Annotated in this window: 23 protein-coding genes and 1 pseudogene; 10 read left to right on the top strand and 14 right to left on the bottom strand. The window is 63.7% G+C overall.

Annotated elements, in window-relative coordinates; all coding sequences use genetic code 11:
- Positions 1-5: 5 nt before the first annotated feature.
- Complete coding sequence (locus tag JJE66_RS21895) at positions 6-3,368, bottom strand: DEAD/DEAH box helicase (RefSeq protein WP_210349853.1); 3,363 nt, start codon at positions 3,366-3,368, stop codon at positions 6-8.
- A 101-nt stretch (positions 3,369-3,469) separates the two neighbouring features.
- Between JJE66_RS21895 and JJE66_RS21900 the strand changes: the two genes are divergently transcribed.
- On the top strand, positions 3,470-3,928 hold the full coding sequence (locus JJE66_RS21900; protein WP_200516572.1) for a cupin domain-containing protein: 459 nt from the start codon (positions 3,470-3,472) through the stop codon (positions 3,926-3,928).
- Positions 3,929-3,939: 11 nt separating this feature from the next.
- Here the strand turns inward: JJE66_RS21900 and JJE66_RS21905 are convergent, their stop codons facing one another.
- Together JJE66_RS21905 and JJE66_RS21910 are read right to left on the bottom strand one after the other, a co-directional pair.
- Positions 3,940-4,518 (bottom strand): DUF308 domain-containing protein, encoded by a 579-nt coding sequence (locus JJE66_RS21905; RefSeq protein WP_200516573.1) that lies wholly within the window; start codon positions 4,516-4,518, stop codon positions 3,940-3,942.
- Between the two features lie 99 nt (positions 4,519-4,617).
- Positions 4,618-5,202 (bottom strand): TetR/AcrR family transcriptional regulator, encoded by a 585-nt coding sequence (locus JJE66_RS21910; RefSeq protein ID WP_200516574.1) that lies wholly within the window; start codon positions 5,200-5,202, stop codon positions 4,618-4,620.
- Positions 5,203-5,277: 75 nt separating this feature from the next.
- On the opposite strand from JJE66_RS21910, the gene JJE66_RS21915 reads away from it, so the two are divergent.
- Together JJE66_RS21915 and JJE66_RS21920 are read left to right on the top strand one after the other, a co-directional pair.
- Positions 5,278-5,775, top strand: a complete 498-nt coding sequence (locus tag JJE66_RS21915) for a peptide deformylase (protein ID WP_200516575.1) — start codon at positions 5,278-5,280, stop codon at positions 5,773-5,775.
- Positions 5,776-5,898: 123 nt separating this feature from the next.
- Positions 5,899-6,408 (top strand): GFA family protein, encoded by a 510-nt coding sequence (locus JJE66_RS21920; RefSeq protein ID WP_200516576.1) that lies wholly within the window; start codon positions 5,899-5,901, stop codon positions 6,406-6,408.
- Between the two features lies 1 nt (position 6,409).
- On the opposite strand, the gene JJE66_RS38675 is transcribed toward JJE66_RS21920, so the two are convergent.
- The gene (locus JJE66_RS38675; protein WP_311979994.1) at positions 6,410-7,675 is read right to left on the bottom strand and encodes a porin family protein; all 1,266 of its coding nucleotides are present in this window, start codon (positions 7,673-7,675) and stop codon (positions 6,410-6,412) included.
- Here JJE66_RS38675 and JJE66_RS21930 point away from each other — a divergent pair.
- A complete protein-coding gene (locus tag JJE66_RS21930) occupies positions 7,563-8,426 on the top strand; it encodes an AraC family transcriptional regulator (RefSeq protein ID WP_311979996.1) in 864 nt (287 codons plus the stop codon). The two genes, JJE66_RS38675 and JJE66_RS21930, sit on opposite strands and share 113 nt — an antisense overlap.
- Positions 8,427-8,527: 101 nt before the next feature.
- On the opposite strand, the gene JJE66_RS21935 is transcribed toward JJE66_RS21930, so the two are convergent.
- The 4 genes from JJE66_RS21935 to JJE66_RS21950 all read right to left on the bottom strand — a co-directional run bounded on the left by JJE66_RS21935 (position 8,528) and on the right by JJE66_RS21950 (position 11,361).
- Positions 8,528-9,406: a GyrI-like domain-containing protein gene (locus tag JJE66_RS21935; RefSeq protein WP_200516579.1), complete on the bottom strand. Its 879-nt coding sequence runs from the start codon at positions 9,404-9,406 to the stop codon at positions 8,528-8,530.
- 267 nt (positions 9,407-9,673) lie between these two features.
- Positions 9,674-10,078 carry a type II toxin-antitoxin system VapC family toxin gene (locus tag JJE66_RS21940; protein WP_200516580.1) on the bottom strand — a complete coding sequence of 135 codons (405 nt, stop codon included), beginning with the start codon at positions 10,076-10,078 and terminating at the stop codon, positions 9,674-9,676.
- Complete coding sequence (locus tag JJE66_RS21945) at positions 10,075-10,317, bottom strand: ribbon-helix-helix domain-containing protein (RefSeq protein ID WP_200516581.1); 243 nt, start codon at positions 10,315-10,317, stop codon at positions 10,075-10,077. The genes JJE66_RS21940 and JJE66_RS21945 overlap by 4 nt, the downstream gene beginning before the upstream one ends.
- 147 nt (positions 10,318-10,464) lie before the next feature.
- Positions 10,465-11,361, bottom strand: a complete 897-nt coding sequence (locus tag JJE66_RS21950; protein WP_200518650.1) for a LysR family transcriptional regulator — start codon at positions 11,359-11,361, stop codon at positions 10,465-10,467.
- Between the two features lie 276 nt (positions 11,362-11,637).
- Between JJE66_RS21950 and JJE66_RS21955 the strand changes: the two genes are divergently transcribed.
- The gene (locus JJE66_RS21955; protein ID WP_200518652.1) at positions 11,638-12,372 is read left to right on the top strand and encodes an SDR family NAD(P)-dependent oxidoreductase; all 735 of its coding nucleotides are present in this window, start codon (positions 11,638-11,640) and stop codon (positions 12,370-12,372) included.
- A gap of 8 nt (positions 12,373-12,380) precedes the next feature.
- Here JJE66_RS21955 and guaA read toward each other — a convergent pair whose 3' ends face one another.
- Positions 12,381-13,979: a glutamine-hydrolyzing GMP synthase gene (guaA, locus tag JJE66_RS21960; protein ID WP_200516582.1), complete on the bottom strand. Its 1,599-nt coding sequence runs from the start codon at positions 13,977-13,979 to the stop codon at positions 12,381-12,383.
- Between the two features lie 150 nt (positions 13,980-14,129).
- Between guaA and JJE66_RS21965 the strand changes: the two genes are divergently transcribed.
- The 3 genes from JJE66_RS21965 to JJE66_RS21975 all read left to right on the top strand — a co-directional run bounded on the left by JJE66_RS21965 (position 14,130) and on the right by JJE66_RS21975 (position 15,371).
- Positions 14,130-14,501 carry a nuclear transport factor 2 family protein gene (locus JJE66_RS21965; protein ID WP_200516583.1) on the top strand — a complete coding sequence of 124 codons (372 nt, stop codon included), beginning with the start codon at positions 14,130-14,132 and terminating at the stop codon, positions 14,499-14,501.
- Between the two features lie 63 nt (positions 14,502-14,564).
- Complete coding sequence (locus JJE66_RS21970) at positions 14,565-14,897, top strand: DHCW motif cupin fold protein (protein ID WP_200516584.1); 333 nt, start codon at positions 14,565-14,567, stop codon at positions 14,895-14,897.
- Positions 14,898-15,161: 264 nt separating this feature from the next.
- Positions 15,162-15,371: a cold-shock protein gene (locus JJE66_RS21975; protein WP_148749473.1), complete on the top strand. Its 210-nt coding sequence runs from the start codon at positions 15,162-15,164 to the stop codon at positions 15,369-15,371.
- A gap of 210 nt (positions 15,372-15,581) precedes the next feature.
- Here JJE66_RS21975 and JJE66_RS21980 read toward each other — a convergent pair whose 3' ends face one another.
- Positions 15,582-16,892, bottom strand: coding sequence for an RsmB/NOP family class I SAM-dependent RNA methyltransferase (locus JJE66_RS21980; protein ID WP_200516585.1), 1,311 nt, complete (start codon positions 16,890-16,892; stop codon positions 15,582-15,584).
- 35 nt (positions 16,893-16,927) lie between these two features.
- On the bottom strand, positions 16,928-17,350 hold the full coding sequence (locus tag JJE66_RS21985; RefSeq protein ID WP_200516586.1) for an MAPEG family protein: 423 nt from the start codon (positions 17,348-17,350) through the stop codon (positions 16,928-16,930).
- A 220-nt stretch (positions 17,351-17,570) separates the two neighbouring features.
- Here JJE66_RS21985 and JJE66_RS21990 point away from each other — a divergent pair.
- Positions 17,571-18,411: pseudogene (locus JJE66_RS21990) on the top strand (metallophosphoesterase family protein).
- Positions 18,412-18,419: 8 nt separating this feature from the next.
- Here JJE66_RS21990 and JJE66_RS21995 read toward each other — a convergent pair.
- Together JJE66_RS21995 and JJE66_RS22000 are read right to left on the bottom strand one after the other, a co-directional pair.
- A complete protein-coding gene (locus JJE66_RS21995; protein WP_200516587.1) occupies positions 18,420-18,725 on the bottom strand; it encodes a hypothetical protein in 306 nt (101 codons plus the stop codon).
- A gap of 193 nt (positions 18,726-18,918) precedes the next feature.
- Positions 18,919-19,941, bottom strand: coding sequence for an NADP-dependent oxidoreductase (locus tag JJE66_RS22000; protein ID WP_200516588.1), 1,023 nt, complete (start codon positions 19,939-19,941; stop codon positions 18,919-18,921).
- Positions 19,942-20,078: 137 nt separating this feature from the next.
- Here JJE66_RS22000 and JJE66_RS22005 point away from each other — a divergent pair, with 137 nt between their 5' ends.
- The gene (locus tag JJE66_RS22005; protein WP_200516589.1) at positions 20,079-22,208 is read left to right on the top strand and encodes a methyl-accepting chemotaxis protein; all 2,130 of its coding nucleotides are present in this window, start codon (positions 20,079-20,081) and stop codon (positions 22,206-22,208) included.
- 12 nt (positions 22,209-22,220) lie between these two features.
- Here the strand turns inward: JJE66_RS22005 and guaB are convergent, their stop codons facing one another.
- A complete protein-coding gene (gene guaB / locus JJE66_RS22010) occupies positions 22,221-23,714 on the bottom strand; it encodes an IMP dehydrogenase (protein ID WP_200516590.1) in 1,494 nt (497 codons plus the stop codon).
- Positions 23,715-24,171 lie beyond the last annotated feature (457 nt).

Consider the following 24,171-nt stretch of genomic DNA (forward strand, 5'->3'; position numbering starts at 1 on the left):
GATCGCTACGCGTCGAACAGCGCGTTCACATCGCCCTCCGTGAGGGCCGACGCGATCCCGCCGTCGCGATCGAACAGGCCGTCGGCGAGCGCGCGCTTTCTGGCCTTGAGCTCGTCCATCTTTTCCTCGATCGTCCCGGCGGCCACCAGCCTGTAGACGAAGACGGCCTTGTCCTGTCCGATCCGATAGGCCCGATCGATTGCCTGTTCCTCGACCGCGGGATTCCACCAGGGATCGAAAATGATGACGGTATCTGCGGCGGTGAGATTGAGGCCGACACCGCCTGCCTTCAGGCTGATCAGGAAGACCTCCGCCGAACCGTCCTGAAAGGCTTCGATCGCCGTCTTCCGGTCTTTGGTTTGGCCGGTGAGAAGACTGTAGCGCAGACCGCCCGCGTCGAACCGTTTCCGGATCAGATCGAGCATGGAGGTGAACTGCGAGAAGATGATGATCTTGCGCCCCTCACTCAGCAGCTCCCCCACCATTTCGATCAGACGATCGAGCTTGGCCGATGGCCGTTCGACGCCATCGTCCAGTTTCAGCAACGCAGGATCGCAACAGGCCTGCCGCATCCGGAGCAGAGCTTCGAGCACCACGATATGGCTCTTGGCGAGGCCGCGCTTTGCGATGGCCTCGCGAACCTTGCGCGACATCGTGAGCCGTATCGAATCGTAGAGATCGCGTTGCGGTCCTTCCAGCACGATGGTCTCCACCATCTCGCTCTTGGCGGGCAGTTCCGTCGCCACTTCCGTCTTGGTCCGGCGCAACAGAAACGGCTTGACGCGCTGCGCCAGGGCGGCGGTCCGCACCTTGTCGGCCCGCTTCTCGATCGGCGTGCGCCACTGGCGCGAAAAGGCTGCCTTGTCGCCGAGATAGCCCGGGTTGGCAAAGCTCATGATCGACCAGAGTTCGCCGAGGTGATTTTCCATCGGCGTGCCCGTGAGACAGAAGCGGTGCTGCGCCTTCGTCTCGCGCAGCCACCGCGTGGTGACAGCATCGGGGTTCTTGACCGTCTGCGCCTCGTCAAGCACCGCCATGTGCCACTCCCGCGCCAGCAGGATTTCGCGATCCCTTGCGATCAGCGGATATGTCGTCAGAACGAGATCATGCTCGGCGATGGCGGCAAACTTGTGCTTGCGATCCGCCCCGTGCAGGACGAGCACTTTCAGGTCGGGCGCAAACTTCTGCGCCTCGGCAGACCAGTTCGTCATCAGGCTGGTCGGCGCGACGACCAGCACGGGATTGGCGAGGTGACCTCGCGCCTTCTCCAGCGCGATCATGGCCAGGATCTGGACGGTCTTGCCCAACCCCATATCGTCGGCGAGGACCCCGCCCAACCCGCTCTCGCGGAGCAGATCGAGCCATGCCACGCCCTGCGCCTGATAGGGCCGAAGCGTGGCACGAAAGGTTGGCGGCAGCTCCGGCACGGTCAACCCGCGCGCCTGAAGCAGGCCCGCGAGGCGACGGAGATTGTCGGCGCCCCGAAAGGTGAAATGTTCGTTCTCGACGCCGAGCAGCGGAACGATGTCCGCGCGCGACAGTCTGATCTTCCTCGAGGCGTCCTCGAAGACGCCACTCAACCGCAGGCCATGCAGCGCCAGCACGAGTGGCAGGAAGCGATCGGCAGCCAGCGCGAGATGCCGGCCGTCGGCAAGCGGCAGAAGGAAACGTTCGCCCCTCTCGGCGAGTTGCGTCAACGCTTCGGGATTGAAGCCGGATGCCGAAACCAGCGCGGCCAGGAGCGGCGCGAGATCGCGCCGCTCGCCGTCGATCTCGATGCCGAGTGCCAGCTCGAACCAGTCGATGCCGCTGGACTCCAGCACCGCATCGAAGTCACCCGAGGAGTCCGCCAAGCGAAACGGAAAATCGTCGTCGACCAGGATCTCGAAACCTTCCGACCGCAGCTGCTCGGCGCGCAGCGCGAGAAAGTCGAACCAGCCGCGCTGGTCGCTCACCGTGAAATCCATGGCATGGCGGTAGTCGAGCATCGGAAGCGCCGACCTAGCGTCGGCGAGACCGATGTCGGCCAGGCGCTTGCGTGCCTGCTTCTCCTTCGCCAGGCGGCGTGCGATCGCATAGACCTGCCCGCCTTGAAACAGCTCCAGCCGGCTCGCTCGCTGGCTCGGATCGATGTCGAACGCACCATAGCGGAAGCCGAGGCTGGCCACGCCGGCGGGGCCGGTCTGTTCGGTCTTGTTGCGATAATAATAATAGCTTGCGCCGACATGTCCGAGCTTCAGCCGCAGCACGGGACGCGGATCCTCATCGATCGGCACCGCGGCCACGGGAGGCACCGGCAGCAGGCCGTGGTGAAGCTCGGGCAGCCTTTGGCTCAGGCGGCGCGACACCTCTTCGAGCTGCGCGCGGGGAATGGCAGGTGCAGCGAGGAATTGGCAGGCAAGCCGCGGCGGCAGGCCGAGCTGCACGGGCCCGATCACGCCATTGGCTTCGTCGACATAGACCGGCGGTTCGGCATTGAGTGCGACGGCCCCTGACATGACAAGGTGTGGTGCAACCCCACGCCCGGCGCCCGGTTGCCATTCGATCCGGCCCTCGCGCGCCTCGCCCCAGCTCAACGGCGCCCGCTTGTGGTCGCGCCAGAATGCGCGGCCCGTGGCGACAATGCGGCGCAGCAGCTCTTCCGTATGTGGCCCCTGGTCGTAATAGCCGCGGAAAGTGGCTTTCACCGCAGTCACGATATCGACGTCGACATCACGGAAGTATTTCGGCGCCCGTTCCGGCTTGAATTCGTACGGGCTCGGACTGCTGTAATTGTCGGCATAGTCGCCGCCCTTGCGCAACCGAACCGATCGCAGAGACACCGCCAGATAGGGCCTCGCCTCGTCCGAAGGTTGCAGGCAATACAGCAATCGCTGGCTCTCGTCCGCGGCAGAGTCGCTGCTCCGCGCCGCACGGCCGACGCTGTCGATCCAGCTATCGACCTCAAAACCCAGCACCGGCGGAGCAGACGGCGCCTGCGCCTTGGCAGGTTTGGGGACCGGCGGGGGGCGCACGGGCACGGGCGCCAACACCGAAGTAGCCTTGCCGCTCAGCGCCTCGAGCACCGTTGCCGCGACATGCTTGCAGTTGAAGGCCATCGGACAACTGCAATCGCCGTCCAAATCGGTGAGCCTGCCGCCCTCGAACTCCAAGGCGATGTCGACGCGGTATTTCTGCGACTCGCTGCCCCGCACCTGGGAACTGACGTGGGTCAGGTCGTCGCTGACCTCCACGCCAGAGACGCGGCCCTGCGCCTGATAGGCGTGGGCCTTCTCCATCGCCGCCCGGCTGAAGTAACTGTAGATTTCCTTGCGCTTGAGAACGTCCGAGAGCACGTGCAGCGATTTCCAATATAAGGCGTGCAGCATAGCCGTTTCGACGAGGCCATTGTAGCCGGTTCGGGGCGGATACCCCTGGCGTCCCCCATTCCGTCCACCTAAATCTGGCAGATATGCTCCGGGAACAGCCCATGCCAAAAATCGACGTTACCGCCGTCCCGGCCCGTAAGGGCACCGGCTATCCCGCGCCGTTCGACGCCCCTTGCGCGGATCGCATCCGCAAGCGGCTCGGCAATGCCGGAGGCCTCAAGGATTTCGGCGTCAACCTCATGCGCCTGCCGCCGGGCAATTGGTCGAGCCAGCGGCACTGGCACTCGCATGAGGACGAATTCGTCTATCTGCTCGAAGGCGAAGTGGTGCTGATCGAAGACGAATGCGAGACCGTGCTGCGCGCGGGCGATTGCGCCGCCTTCCCGAAAAACAGCGGCAATGGCCATCACATGATCAACCGGTCGGATGCGGCCGCGGTCTATCTCGAAATCGGATCGCGCTCGCCTGACGACCTTATCACCTGCTCGGACATCGACATGAAGAGCCCCGCTTCCGACGGCCGGTTTCTGCACAAGGACGGCACGCCCTATTCGGGATGACGCCCAAGCCCTCACATGGCTGCGCCGCGCCGCCAGTCGCTGACGGTGAGCCATAGCGCCGAGACCAGGAAGTAGAGCGCGCCGACCGCGACATAGCCCGCGACATTCGCGATCGATGGAACCGCAGGCGTTGTGGCTTGAAAGATGAAGAAGCCGCCTGCAAGCGCCGACTGGGCTCCGCTGAGCACCATGGCCCATTGCGCGCCAAAACTTTTCCAGCGCCGGATGGCCGTCCCCAGCTGAAGCAATCCGGATAGGATTGCCCATGCACCGAAGATTCCGAGCACCCGGTTCATGTTCGTCTGCAAGGCGACAATCACCGCAATTGTGGTCGCCAGGCTAGCCAGGACGTTCAGTGCCTGCGTGCGATTTTGATGGAGGCCGCCGCTGCGCAAGGCGTCGAGGAAATTGGCCGCGGCGTCCCATGCCGGATAGAGCACGAGCAAGGCGCCCGCGATCGCCGGAGACGACGGCGCGATGGCAAACGCAGCTACCACCCAGGCAACGGAGAATGCCACGCGGAGGAAGTAGTATTGTTTGAGCCATTGCTCGCGATCGTTGCGAACGAGGTTCACTTGATAGTCAGCCATTGTCTTCACTCCTTTACCTACTAGTTGGTAGCTTTCGACAGCAAGACGCCTTCCACCCCCGATGCCTCCGGGATGCCGTTGTGGTCTCGCCGATGTCTCTCAGTGCTTCGTGGACAGCCGCTCCAGCAGCGGCGCGGTAATCACACCGAACATTTTGGGATCACCATAGGCGCGCGCCGACAGCATCGCGCCGTGAATGGTCGCCATGAATCCCTCAGCCTCGATCCTGGCCGTGCCGGAAAGTTTGAGCTGCCCCTTCCGCTTGCCGCGTTCCATCACCGAATTCAGCCAAGATGCGAGGAAACGGAAGTGCGCACGCACTTCGAGCGCCACCTCCTCCGGCAGGATCGGAAGCTCGCTGGCCAGCATCGCGCACACGCAGAAGGGCGCCGTCGCATCGGTGATGCACGCCTCCCAATAGGCAACGTAATTTTCGAGCTGCGCGCGCGGGTCCGCGATATTGCGCTCGAGCGCGGACAGTCCCGCCTCCGCTTCCTCGCGGTAGCGCGCCACGAGGGTGCGAACCAAATCGACCTTGCTGGCGAAATGGTGGTGGATGCTCGGCTTGCGGATGCCGACGACTTCGGCCACGTCGGCATAGCTGAAGCCGTTGTAGCCGCCCGCGATGATCAAGGAGCGCGCGCAGGCCAGAATGTCGTCGGCGGTCGAGGAAACGTTGGTCATGACGTTAGCTACCTTCCAGTTGGTAGGTCGTCAAGAACGGGATGCTTCAACCATCCGTGAGTGGTAGGAGCCTGCATGACCATTTGCCCGATCGTCCGCTATCCCGACCGCCGCCTCGCGATCCCGGCCCGCCCCGTCACCGCATTCGACGATGGCCTGCGCAAGCTTGCGAGCGACCTGCTGGACACGATGCGCGCCGCGCCCGGCATCGGCATCACGGCGCCGCATATCGGCCTGCCCTTGCGCGTCGTCGTGCTCGAGCTCGACGCCACCAATGGCGCGCGCACCTACGTCAACCCGGAGATCATATGGGCCTCAGACGAGATGATCATGCACCGCGAGGGCAGCGTCTCGATGCCCGGCGTCAACGACGAGGTGCAGCGCCACGCGCGCGTGCGGATCAGCTACAGGGATCTCGACGGCAACACGCAAAGCGAGGAATCGGACGGCCTGCGCGCCGTCTGCCACCAACACGAGATCGATCAGCTCGACGGCATGTTCTGGATCCAGCGGCTGTCGCGGCTGAAGCGGGAGCGGCTGGTCAAGAAGTTCGAGAAGATGGCGCGGGATTGAGCGAGACACCGCAGCGGAAGAGCGTGACCGCTTTCACTTGCGTGCCTTTCCCTATGATGCGAGGAACGCGCGCGCACCGGCCGCAGGGCAACGTCGGAGCTCCGCGACAGCGAGGACAAGCAGGTGACCCGCTCCCCCACCATGATCGCGTCATGCGCCTGCGGCCGCGTCAAACTCGGGGCGTTCGGCCGGCCGATCGTTAGCGCGGCCTGCTATTGCGACGACTGCCGGACGGCGGCCGATCAGATCGAAGCTCTCCCCAATGCCAGCGCCGTGCGCGATCCCGACGGCGGCACGGCCTACATCCTCTATCGAAAAGACCGCTTCGAATGCTCTGAGGGAGCTGAACTGCTGAGGCCGTACAAGCTCAAGGAGACTTCTCCAACCAACAGGGTTGTCGCGACCTGTTGCAATTCGGCAATGTTCGTGAATTTCGATCGAGGCCCGCACTGGGTCTCGGCCTACCGCGCGCGATTTCGCGGAGAACTCCCGCCCCTCCAGCACCGGATTTGCACAAAGTTCAAGCCGGACGGCGTCGTCCTTCCCGACGACGTTCCAAGCCACCGAAGCTATCCTTCAGGCCTCATCGTGAAGCTTCTCGCATCGCGCATCGCAATAGCGCTGGGGCGATAGGTCAGAGGGCACCGAGTTTGTAGTTCATGCCGATCCTGACCGTGTCCATCTTGAAGCTTGTGGTCGAGGTGATTGCGCCGCCCGGGACGTTGGGATCGGTTGCCGTAAAGCTGCGGCTGCCGAGATCGATATGGAGATACTCGGCCTTGACCGTCCATGCTGGCGCCACGGCGTACTCCGCGCCGGCGCCGATCGTCCAACCGACCGACGTTCCATCCGCAGACCCGGTGGAGCAATAAATAGAGAGGAACCCGCAACCAGCCACATTCAGCGTCGTGACCGTCGTTTTGACGGCACCATAGGCAACGCCGCCTGTTCCGTAGAGCAGGAGGCTATTCGTCGGCAGAAAACCGAGACGACCACGCAACGTCCCGAACCAGTCGAGCTTTGTGTCGACAGTCGTGGCGAGTATTCCGCCGATGTAGAAATTGCCGGTGGCGGTGTCCGACTTGCGCAATCCGGCAAAAGACAGGTCCGTTTCCAGGCCGGCGACGATGTTGCCGGACTGAAAATTGTATCCCATCTGGCCGCCACCCACGAAACCATTGAGGTGCGATGCCGCCGGCGCCGGCGCACAATTGCTCGAAACGCAGAGGGGATCCGCCAGGAAACCGGCTTCAGTGGCGTTCGGCACCACGCTGGTCGGCGCATGGCCGAACCCATAGCCGGCGTTGGCGCCGAAATAGAAGCCCGTCCAGTTGTAAGACGGCGCGTAGACCGGTGCTTTGGCCGGCATGTCGGCGGCGAAGGCCGGACCAGCAAGGCTCAGAGCCGTGGCACCGAGTAGAATGGCGATGGTCTCGCGCATTGCGTCTCCATGTGTATTGTTATGGCTTGTCGTCAGGTGTGCAGACGCGAGCAGCGGGCCAAGCTTTCGATTCTGCAACATCGAGCTAGCCAGCCTTCTAGCCAGCCTTGCCGGGCTGGTCTTGGACCATGCGGAAAAGCAGCAGGACTCAGCGGAAATCGTAAAACTTAAATTGTCCTGTTGCCGGAATGCCGCATGAGTTAGGGTGACGCATGACAGACGTATTTTGATGAGCCCATTGCCAAACAATTTTTTTAGATTGTCGACCGACCAATTCCCTGCGCGAGACAGGATCGAGGCCGTACGCGAAATTGTCGGGCGCTTACTGATGAAAATGCAGTTCGAGCTGCAGCCCGATGTCACATTCCACCTGGACATGGTGTTTCGATCGCTGCCGGACGCGACCCTGGCGTCCGGCATCTGTCCAGCCATGGATTGCTTGCGCACGCCGGACCTGATCGAAAGCAACGACCTTATTCTCACGATCGCACTCTCCGGCGGTTGCGTGCTTCGTGTCCGCGGCGAGGAAATTCCAATCGGCGCAGGCACCGCCGCGCTGACGCGCACGACCGACGTCAGCTCCTGTTCGATTCATTCGACCTCGAACCTCGTCAACTTCCGCTTCCCGTTCGACAAGATGGCTCCGTTGATCACCGATCTCGACGCCGCCGTGATGCGGCCGATTCCGGTCGACCACGAGGCTGTGCGGTTGCTGGTGCACTATGCGAGCGTGTTGAATGACGAGGACATGCTGACGACGCCGGAGGTTCAGAGCCTCGTGTCCAGCCATCTGCAGGATTTGGCCGCGCTGGCGATCGGAGCAACGCGGGATGCCGCCGTGCTCGCGGGCGGCCGCGGTGTTCCCGCCGCGCGTCTACGTGCGATTAAAGCCGACATCGTCAAGAATCTGACCGATCGTCAGCTGTCGATCGAGGCCGTCGCGCTGCGCCACGGGATCACGCCGCGTTATGTCAGCATGTTGTTCGACGGGGATGCGACGACGTTTTCCGAATTCGTGCTGGTCCAGCGGCTCACCCGGGCCCACCGCATGCTGGTCGACCCAAGGCTTTCCGATCGAACCGTGAGCTCGGTCGCGTTCGAAGCGGGATTCGGAGATTTATCGTATTTCAATCGCGCCTTCCGCGGGCGCTATGGCGCGACACCCTCCGACGTCCGCCGGTCGGCGCACCGGGAGAACGGCGATTCGTAGGCGTGTCGTCATTTAGGCCAAGGAGCTCGTAGCAACCATTAAAAGCCAAACGGCCAGTCCGTTTCTTATGATCGGAACGGACAGGCCGCCGTCGGAGCGCGTCATTTCAATGGCAGAAAAACCTCCGCGACTGCCTCGTGCTCCGGCACCTCCGGGAACAGGCTCAGCCGCTGGCAATAGATCGGGAAGTCGCGCGCCTCCTCGCCGCTGGCCGGAAGCCAGTCGCGATAAAGATAGAGCGCAGCCGGCTCCAGATTGTCGGTGAAGCCGACGACACGCAGCACCGCGCAGCGTCCGCCGGGGATCTCGCCGGCCTTGACCGCTTCGCCATTCGCCGCGATCGGTTGGTCGGTCCCGACGCAAAGGTCGATGCTATATTCGTCTTGCTGGGCGGGACGCCCCTCCGAATGCCAGACATTAAAAGTCGGACTCGTCCTGGGGTGCAGGCCGGCGGCCTTGCGCCACGCGATGAACCGCTGAAGAGTGGTGCCAAGCATCTCAGGGCTGCCCCGATGCTCCATGATCGCCACTTTCGTGGCGGGCACATCGCGGATCGTCACGTCGTCAGTAGTGAAATTCTTCATCAGCTTGCTCCGTGCGTTGTCGAGAGGCCCGAAGGCCGCAAGCCACGGCTCCCAATCGGGAGATTTCCGAAACGATGACGGCGATTGCCCAAACCGTTGCCGAAAGGCGCGGGCGAAGGCATCCGGCGCATCGTAACCGGCATCCATCGCAATCTCCGTGACGCTGTGGGCGTCATTGTAGGCCAGCTGATGCGACGCGCGCTTCAGACGGGCGAGCTGGACATAGCGATGCACCGACAGCCCGAAGGTCGCGGTGAACTGCCGGTGGAAATGAAATTTCGAGAAGGCCGCAACGGCGCTCAAGCTGTCCAGGTCCAGATCCGCGTCGAGATGCCGGTCGATATGGTCCAGCACCCGCCGCATCCGGTCCCGATAGTTTTGCAGAACCGCCGTCATCGTCCCTCCTCCGTGGCGGGTTTAGTTAGGCTGGGATGGCCGTGATGCGCTCGACCGATCTTGCGGGATTGCGGAACTCGCCGGCCCCGTAGGGCGGATTAGCGAAGCGTAATCCGCCATCCAATGCGCAACGCGAGGAGAAATGGCGGATTACGCCTTGCGGCTAATCCGCCCTACGCAAGTGCCCTCACCCGCCCGCCATCAGCACCTTCGCCAGTAACATGTAGGCCGGCAGTGATGGCGTGTAGGCCGAGGTGCGACACACGATTACGGGCTATGCCAATCCTCAAGCCCCAGGCCGCCGACGCGACCGAACTCCCGCGCGTTGTGCGTTACGATCTTCAATCCACGCCGCAAAGCAGAGGCTGCGAGCAGCACGTCGTAGGCACCGATGGGTGTTCCCTGGCTGTTCAGGCTCGCTCGCAATTGTGCCGACACACGGGCATCCTCGCGCTCGAATGGCAGGACCGAGATCGTGTTCAAGAGCGTCCTCATCACGTCCCGCACCCGTGGCACCAGATTAGGATTGCGGGCGAGCCCATATTCGACCTCCATCTCGGTGATCACCGAGACGGCCAGTTGCGATGGCACTTCTTGACGGAGCCGCATGATCACGGCCTGCTCGCCGCGAGCGAAGTCGCTCAGCACGTTGGTGTCGAGAAGATACTTCAAGACAACGCATCTTCTCGCGGCGGCAGCAATTCGTCGCGGTGCGACTCGAACGGCGGCACATCAGGAGACCCCTGCCATTCCAAGATCGACGATGGCCAGCCGGGACTGCCGAGCGTTTTCTTGTCCAGCCACTCGCGCAACGCCTTGCGGATCAACCCGCTGCGGGTCTCGCCGAGCGTCTTCGCCGTCCGATCCAATTCCTCGGCAGTCTTATCGTCGAGATACAGGTTGAAGTTCATGAGGAACGCCTCCTATAACCTGATACAGGTTATATTCTGGAGGCAGTCCTCGGCAAGCGAAAATCCGTCAAAATCGGCTCACGGCGCGTGCCCAAAAAGACCGTCAGCGACGGGGAAGTCCATCGTTCGTCAGTACGGTCAGGCGCGTCAGTCGCGCGATATTGACAGTCCCGCGAGAAGCGGCGCGTACGCCGCGAGCCTGCGGGATACGAACTCGGTGAAGAGCCGCACCCGCTTCGTCTTGCGGGTCTCCCCCTGTGTGAGCAGCCAGAGCGTTCCGTACATGTGCAGCTCGGTGCCAGGCACCCTCACCAGCAGGGGGTCGGCGTCTCCGACGAAGCACGGCAACGTCGTGATCCCGAGTCCTTGCCGGACAGCGGCGATTTGCGCCCCGGCGTCCGAGGTCCTGAATGGAACGCCCTTGGTGCGAACCTCACCCTCGCTGGCCCAATCCGGAATTCCATGAATGCTGATGACGATCCACCGGATGGGATCAGGCGCGCCCGCACGCCCCGCGGCCAGTCGATCCCTGGACATGTAGATGCCGCCGAACAGCTCCGGTCCCTTCAGGCCGTGAAGATTGAGCGGCAGGGTTTTGCGGTCGTAGACGACGCGGATCGCGACGTCGGCCTGTCGGTTGGTCAGATTTGCCAACTCGCCGAACGACAAGATGTCCATCTCGATGTCGGGATGTAGGCGCGCGAAATCGGCGAAGTCCGGCATCAGCAGGTGGGCCGCAAGCGGCGGTGCCAACGTCACCCGCAGACGCCCGCGCACGCTCTGGTCGCGCCCGAAGACGCGCGTCTCCAGCTGGTGCGACGACGCTTCCATTTGGTCCGCGAACTCGAGGACCTCCTCGCCCGCAGCCGTCAGGCGGTAGCCGGAAGGCAGCTTTTCGAACATGTGCACGCCGAGGCGTTGCTCGAGTTGGGCGATGCGTCGCAGCACGGTCGCGTGGTTCACGCCGAGGCGCTCGGCGGCAGCCCGCACCGAGCCTCCACGCGCGACGGCAAGAAAGTAGCGAACGTCATCCCAGTCGATCATGGTGCAATCCGGCACCGCCGGGGTGCGCCGTCCAAAGCCCGTATCGAGCACATCGAGCCGTAATATGCCGGTCATTGTGGCCTGTGTCGACGGTTGCGGCCGCATTTCCGAATCGCGGACACCGATCACCGCGGCTGAGATCAGTCGTCCAGCCCGATCGATTTCGCACCACCGATGTGCGCGCTTCCGCACTCAACGCCTGACGCGGGCGGACCCATCTCCACGTTCTCGGGGGCATCCCCGAGCGACCAAAGGCAGAGCCTGAAAGGAGAGATTATGGGAAAGTTGGACGGTAAGGTTGCGGTCATCACGGGTGGATCGAGCGGCATGGCGCTGGCGAGCGCCAAACGGTTCGTCGAAGAAGGCGCCTATGTCTTCATCATGGGCCGGAGGCAGCAGGCGCTCGACGAGGCCGTCAAGCTGATTGGCCAGAACGTGACCGGCGTGCGCGGCGACGCGGCCAATCTCGACGACCTCGACCGCCTGTTCGACACGGTCAAGCGGGACAAGGGCAGGATCGACGTGCTGTACGCGAGCGCCGGCATCGGCGAAGCGGTTCCGCTGGGCGAGATTACCGAGCAGCATTTCGATGCGACCTTCGGCCTGAATACGCGCGGCACGCTATTCACGGTGCAAAAGGCGTTGCCGCTGTTCAGTGATGGCGGATCGATCTTCATGACCGGGTCAGTCGCGTCAGTGAAAGGTTTTCCGGGTTACAGCGTGTATGCGGCGAGCAAGGCGGCGTTGCACGCATTCGCGCGCGGGTGGCTCAACGAACTGAAGGGCAGGAATATCCGGGTGAACGTGCTGCACCCGGGACCGATCGCCACACCGATGCAGGACCAGGTTCTCACGGAGGAGGCGAAGCGGATGTTCGAATCCCTGATCCCGCGCGGAAAGATGGGTCGCCCGGAGGAAATTGCGGCGGCCGCGCTGTTTCTCGCGTCGGACGATTCCAGCTTCGTGAACGGGGTGGAGTTGTCCGTCGACGGTGGCTTCTCGGCGATCTGACGGGACGGTCACTCCCACTCAATCGTCCCCGGCGGCTTGCTCGTCACGTCGTACACCACCCTATTCACGCCCTTCACCTCGTTGATGATGCGCGTAGCGGTCTCGCCCAGAAACTTCATGTCGAACGGGTAGAAGTCCGCGGTCATGCCGTCGGTGGAGGTGACGGCGCGTAGGCCGACGACGAAGTCGTAGGTGCGGCCGTCGCCCATGACGCCGACTGTCTTGACGGGGAGCAGCACGGCAAAGGCCTGCCAGATGTCGTCGTAGAGGCCGTGCTTGCGGATCTGGTCGATGTAGACGGCATCGGCCTGGCGCAAAATGTCGAGCTTGTCGCGGGTGATGTCGCCGGGGCAGCGGATGGCGAGGCCGGGGCCCGGGAACGGGTGGCGGCCGACGAAGATTTCGGGGAGGCCGAGCTCGCGGCCGAGCTTGCGGACCTCGTCCTTGAACAGCTCGCGCAAGGGCTCGACGAGCTTCATGTTCATGCGTTCAGGGAGACCGCCGACATTGTGGTGCGACTTGATCGTCACCGAGGGGCCGCCGGTGAAGGAGACGCTCTCGATCACGTCGGGATAGAGCGTGCCTTGGGCCAGGAAGTCGGCGCCGCCGATCTTCTTGGCCTCCGCCTCGAACACCTCGATGAAGAGGCGGCCGATGGTCTTGCGCTTTGTTTCGGGATCGGTGACGCCTTCGAGCTCGCCCAGAAACTGTTTTGACGCATCCACGTGCACGAGCGGGATGTTGTAGTGGTGGCGGAACAGGTCGACCACGGTCTTGGCTTCGTCGAGGCGGAGCATGCCGTGATCGACGAACACACAGGTGAGCTGGTCGCCGATGGCTTCGTGGATCAGCACGGCCGCGACCGCCGAATCGACGCCGCCGGAGAGACCGCAGATCACCTTGCCTCGGCCGACCTGAGCGCGGATCTTCTGGATCTCCTCCTCGCGGAAGGCACGCATGGTCCAGTCACCGGAGAGGCCGGCGATCTTGCGGACGAAATTGCGGATCAGCTTGGCGCCGTCGGGCGTGTGCACCACTTCGGGGTGGAACATCAGGCCGTAATATTTGCGCGTCTCGTCCTGGATGATCGCGAACGGCGCGTTCGGCGAGGTGCCGGCCACGGAGAAGCCCGGCGGCATTTTTGTGATGCGGTCGCCATGGCTCATCCAGACCTGATGTTTGCCACCGAGAGACCAAGTGTCCTCGAACAGCTTGCTCTGCGCCTTCACCTCGACATCGGCGCGGCCGAATTCACGGTGATGGCCGCCCTCGACGGTGCCGCCAAGCTGCTCTGCCATCGTCATCTGGCCATAGCAGATGCCCATCACGGGCACGCCGGAGGCGAAGATCAATTGCGGGGCGCGGGGCGAGCCGGCCTCATGCACCGATTCAGGGCCGCCGGAGAGGATCACCGCTTTCGGCTTCATCTCCTTGAAGGCCTCTTCGGCCTTGTTGAACGGGACGATCTCGCAATAGACGCCGTCCTCGCGCACGCGACGCGCGATCAGCTGCGTCACCTGGCTGCCGAAGTCGACGATGAGAATCTTGTCATGCGCCGAGGCCACTGAGGGCGTCGACGCGGAGCGGTCGTGCTGTGCTGCTGTCATGGCAAGCAAATACGCGACCGTGCGACTGCCCGCAACCGCGCGGGGCACGCGCCCACATTCTTCTTTGGGCATGGACAAATGGATATAGGTAAGTATTATTGACCTAATAGGCTCCGCCATCGAACAGGGGCAGCTCAGGGAGGATCACCATTGTCGCAGCATCATCAGCCATCAACGCTTGCAGCCCTCGGCCGGACCTGGGTCGAGGCCTGGAACGCGCGCGATCTCGAACGTGTCCTTGCGCTCTATGACGACGCCACTGAGATGACCTCGGACCGCATCCCCGCGATGGGATTTGATGCCAGCGGCACCGTCCGCGGCAAGGACGCGCTGCGGGCTTATTGGAGCAAGGCGCTCGGGTTGCTGCCGGAGCTGCACTTTTCATTGATCGATGTGTTCGTGAGCCCCGACAGCCTGGTGGTGTTTTACGAGAACGAGCGGGGCAAGCGGATCTGCGAATATCTGCGGGTGAATGAGGCGGGGCTGATCGTGCAGGGATCGGCGAACCATTTGCCGCATTGACGGAGACTGCGGCGCGCGCGTGCGCCAACAACGGCACCGCCGGCTCCGAGACAGGATTCTCGCATGAAACTCCCCACCTCCCCCTTCACCGTCACCGACTGGAGCAAGGTCGAGGCCACCACGCATCCCGGTGAAACCGGGCAGGCCAAGTGGCGGACGCTGAACATCGGCGATCTCCGGGTGCGGATGGTCGAGTATTCGCCGGGCTATCTCGCCGATCATTGGTGCGACCGGGGCCACGTGCTCTACGTGCTGCAGGGCGAACTCGACAGCGAACTGCGCGACGGGCGAAAATTCAAGCTGACGCCGGGGATGAGCTACCAGGTCTCGGATTTCGGCGATGCCGCGCATCGCTCGTCGACGGCCGTGGGCGCGACGCTGTTCATTGTCGACTGACGGAACACTCGTTCAGGGGCTGGTGTGCAGCGCAAAATAGCAAAGCGCAGGGGACTCGCTGTCAAGGCGTGGTGCCTTGAACTTGCCCCAATAAATCGTTATATTCGAAAGCATCGATCCTTGGCCGAACGACTGGGCCGCTCCGTCTCATTTCAATGGACGAGCACGTTTCAGGTATTTCTCCAAAATCGACCAACCGGGATGATGGGCGCAGCAATGTGCATTTGTCCCCCTGAGTGCATCGTCAATTGAAAGGAAATGACTATGGCAATGGGCACCGTGAAGTGGTTCAACAACCAAAAGGGCTTCGGCTTCATCCAGCCGGATGACGGCCAGAAGGACGTCTTCGTTCACATCAGCGCCGTTGAACGCGCCGGTCTGAGCACCCTCAACGAGGGTCAGAAGGTTTCGTTCGATATTGTTGCGGACCGCCGCAGCGGCAAGTCCTCGGCCGACAACCTCCGCGCCGGCTAGTTGACCGCGAAATTCGCGATCTGACCACGGACGTACCGGCAGATCGTAGGATTACAGAAGCCCCGCCACCGAGATCTCGGTGGCGGGGTTTTCGTTTGGAACGGTGTTGCCTCGCGGGCGGTGCCGGTGGGTGGGTTAGCCCTGCGGCTGCGCGAAGCCCAGTCCGTGTAACCCATCACTGGCTCTATCCGCAGAAACAGAAGTGGTGGGTTACGCCTCGCGGACCACCCTACGAAGCACCGAGACGAAGAACCCGTCCGTGCCGGTGCGGCGCGGGGTCATCAGCCAGCCCTCAGGCGATTGCATCGCGGCTGCCGCAAACGCCTCGGCCTTGTCCCAGAGTACGCTCGCGGTCTGTTCCGGCGGCACCACCGCGAACTCCGGATGCCGGCCGATGAATGCCCTCACCTGCGCGCCGTTCTCCTCTGACAGCACCGAGCAGGTGATGTAGGCGATGCGGCCGCCGGCCTTCACCAGCGGCACCGCGCGCTCCAGCACCTCGGCCTGGTCCTTGAGGCGGATCTCCAGCGCGCCCGGCCGCATGCGCCATTTGGCGTCGGGATTGCGGCGCCAGGTTCCGGTTCCCGTGCAGGGGGCGTCGATCACGACGAGGTCGGCGGTGGCGCTGATATCGGCCAGCGGATCGGCCTCGCCTTTGGGCGTGCGGATTTCGGCATTGTGGACGCCGGCGCGCGACAGGCGCTCGTGAATGGGCACAAGCTGCCGCTTCTCGCTGTCGGTCGCGATCAGCCGGCCCTTGCCCTGCATCATCGCGGCGAGCGCCAGCGTCTTGCCGCCGGCGCCTGCACAGAGATCGATCACCTGCTCGCCGGGTTTTGCCGCCGTGAGCAAGGCCGCGATCTGCGATCCTTCATCCTGCACTTCAACGCCGCCCTTGATGAAATCCTCTTCCGCCTGGATGCCGGGGTTGCGCGCATCGGCCGAAAGCGCGATGCGCAGGCCATTTGGCGACCATTGCGTCGGTTTCGCATGAAGATGAGCCAACGCCTTCAGCACCTTGTCGCGGCTGGATTTTAGCGTGTTGACGCGCAAGTCCAACGGCGCCCGGCTCGCCATCGCGACGGCTTCCGCCGCGCGGTCGTCGCCGAAGATTTTTGCCAGATGGGAATCGAGCCATTCCGGGTAGTCGCCGGCAATCGCAGCGGGCGCATCTTTCAGGGAACGCGAGGCCAACGCCGCCTGCTCGGCCTCCGTCAGCGGTTCGGGTGCAAACCGGCTGCCGTCGAACATGGCCGCCATGGTTGCGGTGTCCATGTTGCGCTCGAGGCGGAGCATGCCGATCAGGCGCGCACGCGCGCTGTCGGAATCCATCAGGAACGCGCTCGAGGCATAGCGGCGCAGCACGTCCCAGACGAGACCGGCAATCGCCGCGCGGTCGCCGGAGCCGGCAAAGCGGTGCGCGGTGCCCCACTCCTTCAGCGCCTTGGCCGCGGGCACGCGGTCCTTCTCGATGGTGTTGATCACTTCAATGGCTGCGGACAGCCGGGCAGCGGGAGTCATTTGAATCTTTCAGATCAGGATTGGCGGGCAAGCGCCTAGATCAGCAACAGAATTTTCAGTACGAAGTAGATCCACATCGCCAGCAGCACCAGCACGCCGGCGAGCCAGACCGACGAGCGCCGGCCGAAATCGTTCGAGGCGACGAACACGCCGGCATGGACAAGGCGCGTCACCACGAACACCCAGGACATCAGCACGATGAAGACGTCGGCATGGCGCAGCGGCAGCGCCAGCGCGATCAGGGCGTAGAACAGCAGCGGCAGCTCGAACTGGTTGCGGTAGCAATTGGCGATTTGGGTGGTGCCCTTCGGCCAGTTCGGCTCGCCGAGCGCAATGTCAGGGATCCTGGTCTCGCCCGAGACCAGCGCCCGCCGCCGCCCGAACACCATACCGATCAGGAGCGCGAAAGTGAGACCGACCTGCACGAAGACAGGCAGCAAGACCATTTGGACAGACATCGGAACTTTCCCGTCAGGCGGCGTGCCGCGGCCCGTCATTAGCCGCGTCTCCTGGCCCTGACAATCGACGAGTTGAACCGGCGTTCCCGGTCAGGCGACCAACCGCCGATCATTGAAGCGATTTTGGCCCCTGCACGATTGCGTGCTTTAAATTTTGTTCGTCGTGATCCATGCCCGCGTTGTCATCGTTCCGACGCGCGACCACGGCTACGATGATCCCATGTCCGAATTTCGCCTCACGCAGATTTCCGACACGCATCTCGGCCGCCGCTTTCCTGGCCTGATCGCAAACTTCCAGGCGGTCAGCGAGCACATCGACGCTGACAGGCCTGATCTCGTCATCAACACCGGCGACGTTTCCTTCGACGGACCGACCAGCCGGGATGACGTTATGTTCGCGAAAGGCCTGCACGACGCGCTGCCCGTCGACTGTCGCTATCTTCCAGGCAATCACGACATCGGCGACAACCCGACCGCACTCGGGCCGGCGCCGAAGCCGCCGATAGCGGAAACGCACCGCCAGCAATTTCGCGACATCATCGGCGAGGACCATTGGTCGTTCGAGGCCGCCGGCTGGCGTTTCATCGGCCTCAACTCGCTGGTGATGAATTCAGGGCTCGCGTTCGAGGCCGAGCAGTTCGATTGGCTTGCTTCTGAAATTGCGCACGTGAACGGCAAGCCGGTCGCGCTGTTCCTGCACAAGCCGGTGTTTCTCAATCTACCCGATGACCCCGAACTCCCGGAGACTTCGATCCGCTACGTACCGCAGCCGGCACGGGCGCGGCTGATAGAGATGTTTGCAAATGTCGATCTCCGCCTCATCGCCAGCGGTCACGTGCACCAGCGCCGCGACTTCACGTTCCGCCATACGCGGCACGTCTGGGCGCCGTCGGCCGGCTTCAAGATCAACGACGCGCGTCAGGACCGGATCGCGAAAGGAAACCGGCCTCGTCGAGTACCGCTTCGCCCCTGATAGCTTTGAAGTCCGCCACGTCCGCGCGGCGGGCCAGGTCGATATCGATATTGAGGAGCTCTTTGCCCAGATGGGCGGCGAGCACTAGCGCCTGTCTCAGGCGACGCTCTTGAGATCCTGCTGGATCGCGGCCAGCAACGATTGCAGCGCTTCGCTGGTCACGGTCTCGGCCTTGTGAGGCTGGACGCTGGCGGGCTGAACGCTCGCGGACCGCGCAGCAATGACTGGACGTTTCGGAAACGGCGGCGGTGGCGTCGGCATCGAGGCTTGGGTGAAGCTGCTCTCGTCCTCGGCATAAACGAACTTGCCATGGATGACGTCGTCGCGACGGCCCATGACGAACATGGTCGCCCAATAGCCGGCGGCCAAAACAATGACGCAGAAAACACTGATCTCTAACATCGCAACACCCAAAATATGCGCGATGATTCAATGCCTTCGCCCGGACGTCAATGAACCCTCGGTCACACCTGCTCGCTTTTAAGGGCAGGTGTGGCCGATCGGTGACTCTTTGTTAACTATCGATATCCGGGGTGTGATACCGGCGTAACGCAAAGACGCTCCAGACCGTCAGAAGACGGTCCAGGCCTGACAGCTAAGCCTTATCCGGCCCGACCCGGACCAGCTGCTTGCCGAAATTGGCGCCCTTCAGGAGCCCGATGAAGGCGCCGGGGGCGCTCTCCAGGCCCTCGGTGACGAATTCCTTGTACTTCACCTTGCCGTCGCGGACCCAACCCGACATGTCGCGCAGGAAGTCGCCGTGACGCGAGGCGAAATCGGAGACGATGAAGCCGCGAAAGGTCAGCCGCTTGGTCAGCGTCGCGCGCATCATCGATGCCGCCCATTTCGGCGGCTTGGCTTCGGTGTCGTTGTAATGGGCGATCAGGCCGCAGACCGGCACACGCGCGAAGGCATTGAGCAGCGGGAACACCGCTTCGAACACGGCGCCGCCGACATTCTCGAAATAGACGTCGATGCCTTTCGGGCAGGCATCCTTCAGCTTCGCGGCGAGATCGGGGTCGCGGTGATCGACGCAGGCATCGAAGCCGAGCTCTTTCACCACGTAGTCGCACTTGTCCTTGCCACCGGCGATACCGACGGCCCGTGCGCCCTTGATCCTCGCGATCTGACCCACGGCCGAGCCGACCGCGCCGGAGGCGCCGGCGACGACGACGGTCTCACCCGCTTGCGGCTTGCCGATGTCGAGCAGGCCCGTATACGCGGTCATTCCGGGCATGCCGAGCACGCCGATCGAGGTCGAGATCGGACCGAGTTTGGGATCGACCTTGATGAGGCCCTTGCCGTCCGAGATCGCGTTGGTCTGCCAGCCGGTACGGGCACGGACGATGTCGCCCTTGGCAAAGTCGGGATTGTTGGAGGCGGCGACCTCGCTCACCGCCTCGCCTTCCATCACGCCGCCGACCGGAACCGGCGCGGCATAGGACGGACCGTCGCTCATGCGCCCGCGCATATAGGGATCGAGTGACAGCCAGATCGTGCGCAGCAAAACTTCGCCTGCGCCAGGCGCGGGAATCGCGAATTCCTCCAGACGAAAATCAGACGATTTGGGCTCGCCGACGGGACGCGCGGCGAGAACGATGCGTTTGCCTTGGGACATGATGGCTTCCTCCAGATTGTTTGTCGCAGTCATTTAGGAGGTGCGTCGCAGCGAAGCAAACTGTTGCTCAATTAAGGCTTTGGTCGCGATTGCGAACTAAGATTACGCAGCGATTCCATGACCAAAGAGCCCATCCGGTGTCAGAGCTTTCCCTGCCGTCCGTGCATTCCTCCAAGATCGGCGCGAAGGGTGGCATCAGCCTGCGTTGGCGTGTCCTGGCAGGCAACCTGATCACGAGCCTCCTGGCGTTGGCTTTCGCCGGGGCAGTCGCCTGGGGCGGATGGGGCGATCTGCGCAAGCGTGAGGCGGCCGCGCGCTCACTAAACGCCTTCGAGCTGGTGATGAAGGCCAACAGCCTCATTCCAGCCGAACGTACCGCCTGGTTCGCGGTGGCAACCCCGGCCGACCCGGCCACGCCGGACAAGCTATCGGCCCTCGACAAGGCCATCGTCAACACGGATGCCGCCATCGGCGCGGCCAAAGCGGCTATTCGCGCGGCGGAGCTGCCAACGAAATCGATCGAAGCGGCCGAGCAGGCGTTGCAGCAGCTGCGCAGTGCGGGCCGTCAGGCCGTGGTCCTGCCCAAGCCGCAACGCCCCGCCAACAGCCAGACAGCGATCGTGGATGGACTTGCACGCTCTATCGACGCCCTCACCGCGGCGACAAGCGAGGCCTCGATCAACCTGTCGCGGACCGGCAGCGACATCGAGAACCTGCTGTCTTCGGCGGCGTTGGCGCAGAGCGCACAAAGCATGCGCGCCATCAATGGCGCACGTGCCGCCGTGCTCGGCCTTTTCGCTCGCAACCAGCCCCTGTCGGCAGCCCAGCGCGTCGAGGTGACCGAATTGACGGGGCAGGTCGCGCTGATCTGGATGCAGATCGAGCAAGGCGTGCACAATGTCGGCGATGCGCCAGCGCTCGTGAACGCCATCGACAAGGTGCGCGCGAAGCTGATGACCGAAGGCGAGCCGCGGCTTCGCGAGATGGTCGCGGCCGCACGCGAAGACCGTCCCAGCCCGATCAGCGAGGCCGAGTGGCCCGGCTGGCTCGCGCCCGTCATGAACAGCGTCCTGGGCTTGCGCGACGCCGCCCTGACCTTTGCCCATGACGCCAACGACACTGCGATCGCGCAGACGCAGATGCGGCTGACTTGGGCGCTCGCGGCCCTGCTGGTCGTGCTGATCGCCTCGGCCGCCGTCGTGATCGCCGTGATGCGCCAGGTGATCGGCCCGCTGGTGCGACTGACCGGAACGACGCTGCGGCTCGCCGACGGCGAGCTCGACGCTGAAATCCCCGACGGGCATCGCAAGGACGAGATCGGCACCATGGCTGGCGCGCTCCAGATCTTCAAGAACGCGCTGATTGCGAAAAGGCTCGCCGACGAGGATGCCGCACGCAACGCCGAAGCGCAGATCGAGCGCGGCCGCCGCGTGAACCTCATCACGCGCGATTTCGAGACCGTGATCGGCCAGATCGTGGGTACGGTTTCGTCGGCGGCGACCGAGCTTGAAGGTTCGGCCGGCACGTTGAACACGACCGCCGATCGCTCGCAGACGCTGACGACGGCCGTCGCAGCGGCGTCCGAGGAGGCATCCGCCAATGTGCAGTCGGTCGCCTCCGCGACCGAAGAGCTGACATCGTCGGTCAACGAGATCAGCCGGCAGGTCCAGGAATCCGCGCGCGTGGCGGGCGATGCGGTTCAGCAGGCCCGCCGCACCAACGATCGCGTCGGCGAATTGTCACTGGCCGCAAGCCGGATCGGCGACGTCATCGAGCTCATCAACTCGATCGCGGGCCAGACCAACCTGCTGGCGCTGAACGCAACCATCGAGGCCGCGCGCGCGGGCGATGCCGGCCGCGGCTTCGCGGTGGTCGCCTCGGAAGTGAAGGCGCTGGCGCAGCAGACCGCAAAGGCGACCGAGGAAATCCATCAGCAGATCGGCAACGTCCAGGCCGCGACGCAGGAATCGGTCGGCGCCATCAAGGCGATCAGCGAGACGATCGAGAGATTGTCGGAAATCTCCTCGACGATTGCCGCGGCCGTCGAGGAACAGGGCGCAGCCACGCAGGAAATTGCCCGGAACGTGCAGCAGGCGGCGCACGGCACTCAGCAGGTCTCCGCCAACATCAACGACGTCCAGCAGGGCGCCAGCGCGACCGGCTCGGCCTCGTCACAGGTGCTGACCGCCGCCCAATTGCTCGCCTCGGATTCGAGCCGCCTCAAGCTCGAGGTCGGGAAATTTCTCGAGGCCGTGCGCGCCGCCTGAGGCGGTTGAGGACTAACCCCCGCCCGGATAGTTCGGAGCTTCGCGCGTGATGGTCACGTCGTGGACGTGGCTTTCGCGCAGGCCTGCGCCGGTGATGCGGACGAACTGCGCCTTCTTATGCAGTTCGTTGAGGTTGCCAGCGCCGACATAGCCCATCGCGGCGCGCAGGCCACCGGCGAGCTGGTGCATGACGTTGCCGACCGGGCCCTTGTAGGGCACCTGCCCCTCGATGCCCTCGGGCACGAGCTTGAGCGCGTCCTTGATGTCCTGCTGGAAGTAGCGGTCGGCAGAGCCCCGCGCCATCGCGCCGACCGAGCCCATGCCGCGATAGGCTTTATAGGAGCGGCCCTGCCACAGGAAGACTTCGCCGGGCGTCTCGTCGGTGCCGGCGAGCAGCGAGCCGACCATCGCGATGTCGGCGCCGGCGGCGAGCGCCTTGGCCAGATCGCCGGAGAATTTGATGCCGCCATCGGCGATGACGGGAATGTCGGACTTCTTCGCCGCCTCGACCGCGTCCATGATCGCGGTGAGCTGCGGCACGCCGACGCCGGCGACGATGCGCGTGGTGCAGATCGAGCCCGGGCCGATGCCGACCTTGATGCAGTCCGCGCCCGCATCGATCAGCGCCTGCGCGCCTTCGGCGGTCGCGACATTGCCGGCGACGACCTGCACCGAGTTGGACAGACGCTTGATGCGATTCACGGCGTGCAGCACGTGGCGGGAATGGCCGTGCGCGGTGTCGACGACGACGAGGTCGACGCCGGCATCGATCAGCCGCTCGGTGCGCTCGAAGCCGGTGTCGCCGACGGTGGTGGCGGCGGCGACGCGCAGGCGGCCTTGTGCATCCTTGCACGCGAGTGGATGGGCGACCGCCTTCTCCATATCCTTGACGGTGACGAGGCCGACGCAGCGATATTGCTCATCGACCACGAGCAGCTTTTCGATGCGGTGATGATGCAGCAGCCGCCTCGCTTCGTCCTGGCTGACATTCTCACGCACCGTGACGAGGCCTTCATGCGTCATCAGCTCGGAGACTTTTTGCCGGCGGTCAGTGGCAAACCGCACGTCGCGGTTGGTGAGGATGCCGACCAGCTTGCCTGGTATGGCCTTGCTCGCGCCGGTGACGACGGGGATGCCGGAGATGCCGTGATCGCTCATCAGCTTGAGCGCATCGTCGAGCGTGGCCTCGGGGCTGATGGTGAGCGGATTCACCACCATGCCCGACTCGTAGCGCTTGACCTGACGAACCTGGGCCGCCTGCCCCTCGGGGTCGAAATTGCGGTGGATGACGCCGAGTCCGCCGGCCTGCGCCATGGCGATCGCCATGCGGGCCTCGGTGACGGTATCCATGGCGGAGGCCATGATCGGAATGTTGAGCGGAATGGCGCGAGTGACGCGGGAGCGGATGTCGACCTCGCCCGGCATGACGTCCGAGAGACCGGGCTTCAACAGCACGTCGTCGAACGTAAAGGCTTCGCGGATACCTTGAAGTTGCACCGTGGCCATATGCCAACTCCTTCCTGCGGCTATGCCGCAAATAAGTATGGATGAGCGCCGCCCTCGGCGTGCCTTGCGGCCTCGCCGGAGAATCGGAGCCCATCGATGGGGTTGACGCGGGTCGATAGCACGGCCGCGTGACGAATCAAAGCAAATCGAACCGCCGGCCAGCCATGCACAGGCATTTTTGGGGTAAATTCAGCAGGAGTGGCCCGGCCGCCTACCCGCTGTCATTCCGGGGCGCGACGAAGTCGCGAGCCCGGAATCCATCCCGCAACGGTCCTTGCGGCCCAATGGATTCCGGGCTCGCGCCAAGGGGCGCGCCCCGGAATGACGAGAGAGAGGGAACGGTGCCACGCGCGCTTTGCGGCTGAGCAGGTGCTGCGCAGCATTTAGGTGCTATGCGTTGATGCGCAATGGTCCCGGCCCGGTGGCGGTGATAAGCCGCAATTCTCGCTCCTCCTTC

Source organism: Bradyrhizobium diazoefficiens, from assembly GCF_016612535.1.
GTDB lineage: Bacteria > Pseudomonadota > Alphaproteobacteria > Rhizobiales > Xanthobacteraceae > Bradyrhizobium > Bradyrhizobium diazoefficiens_C.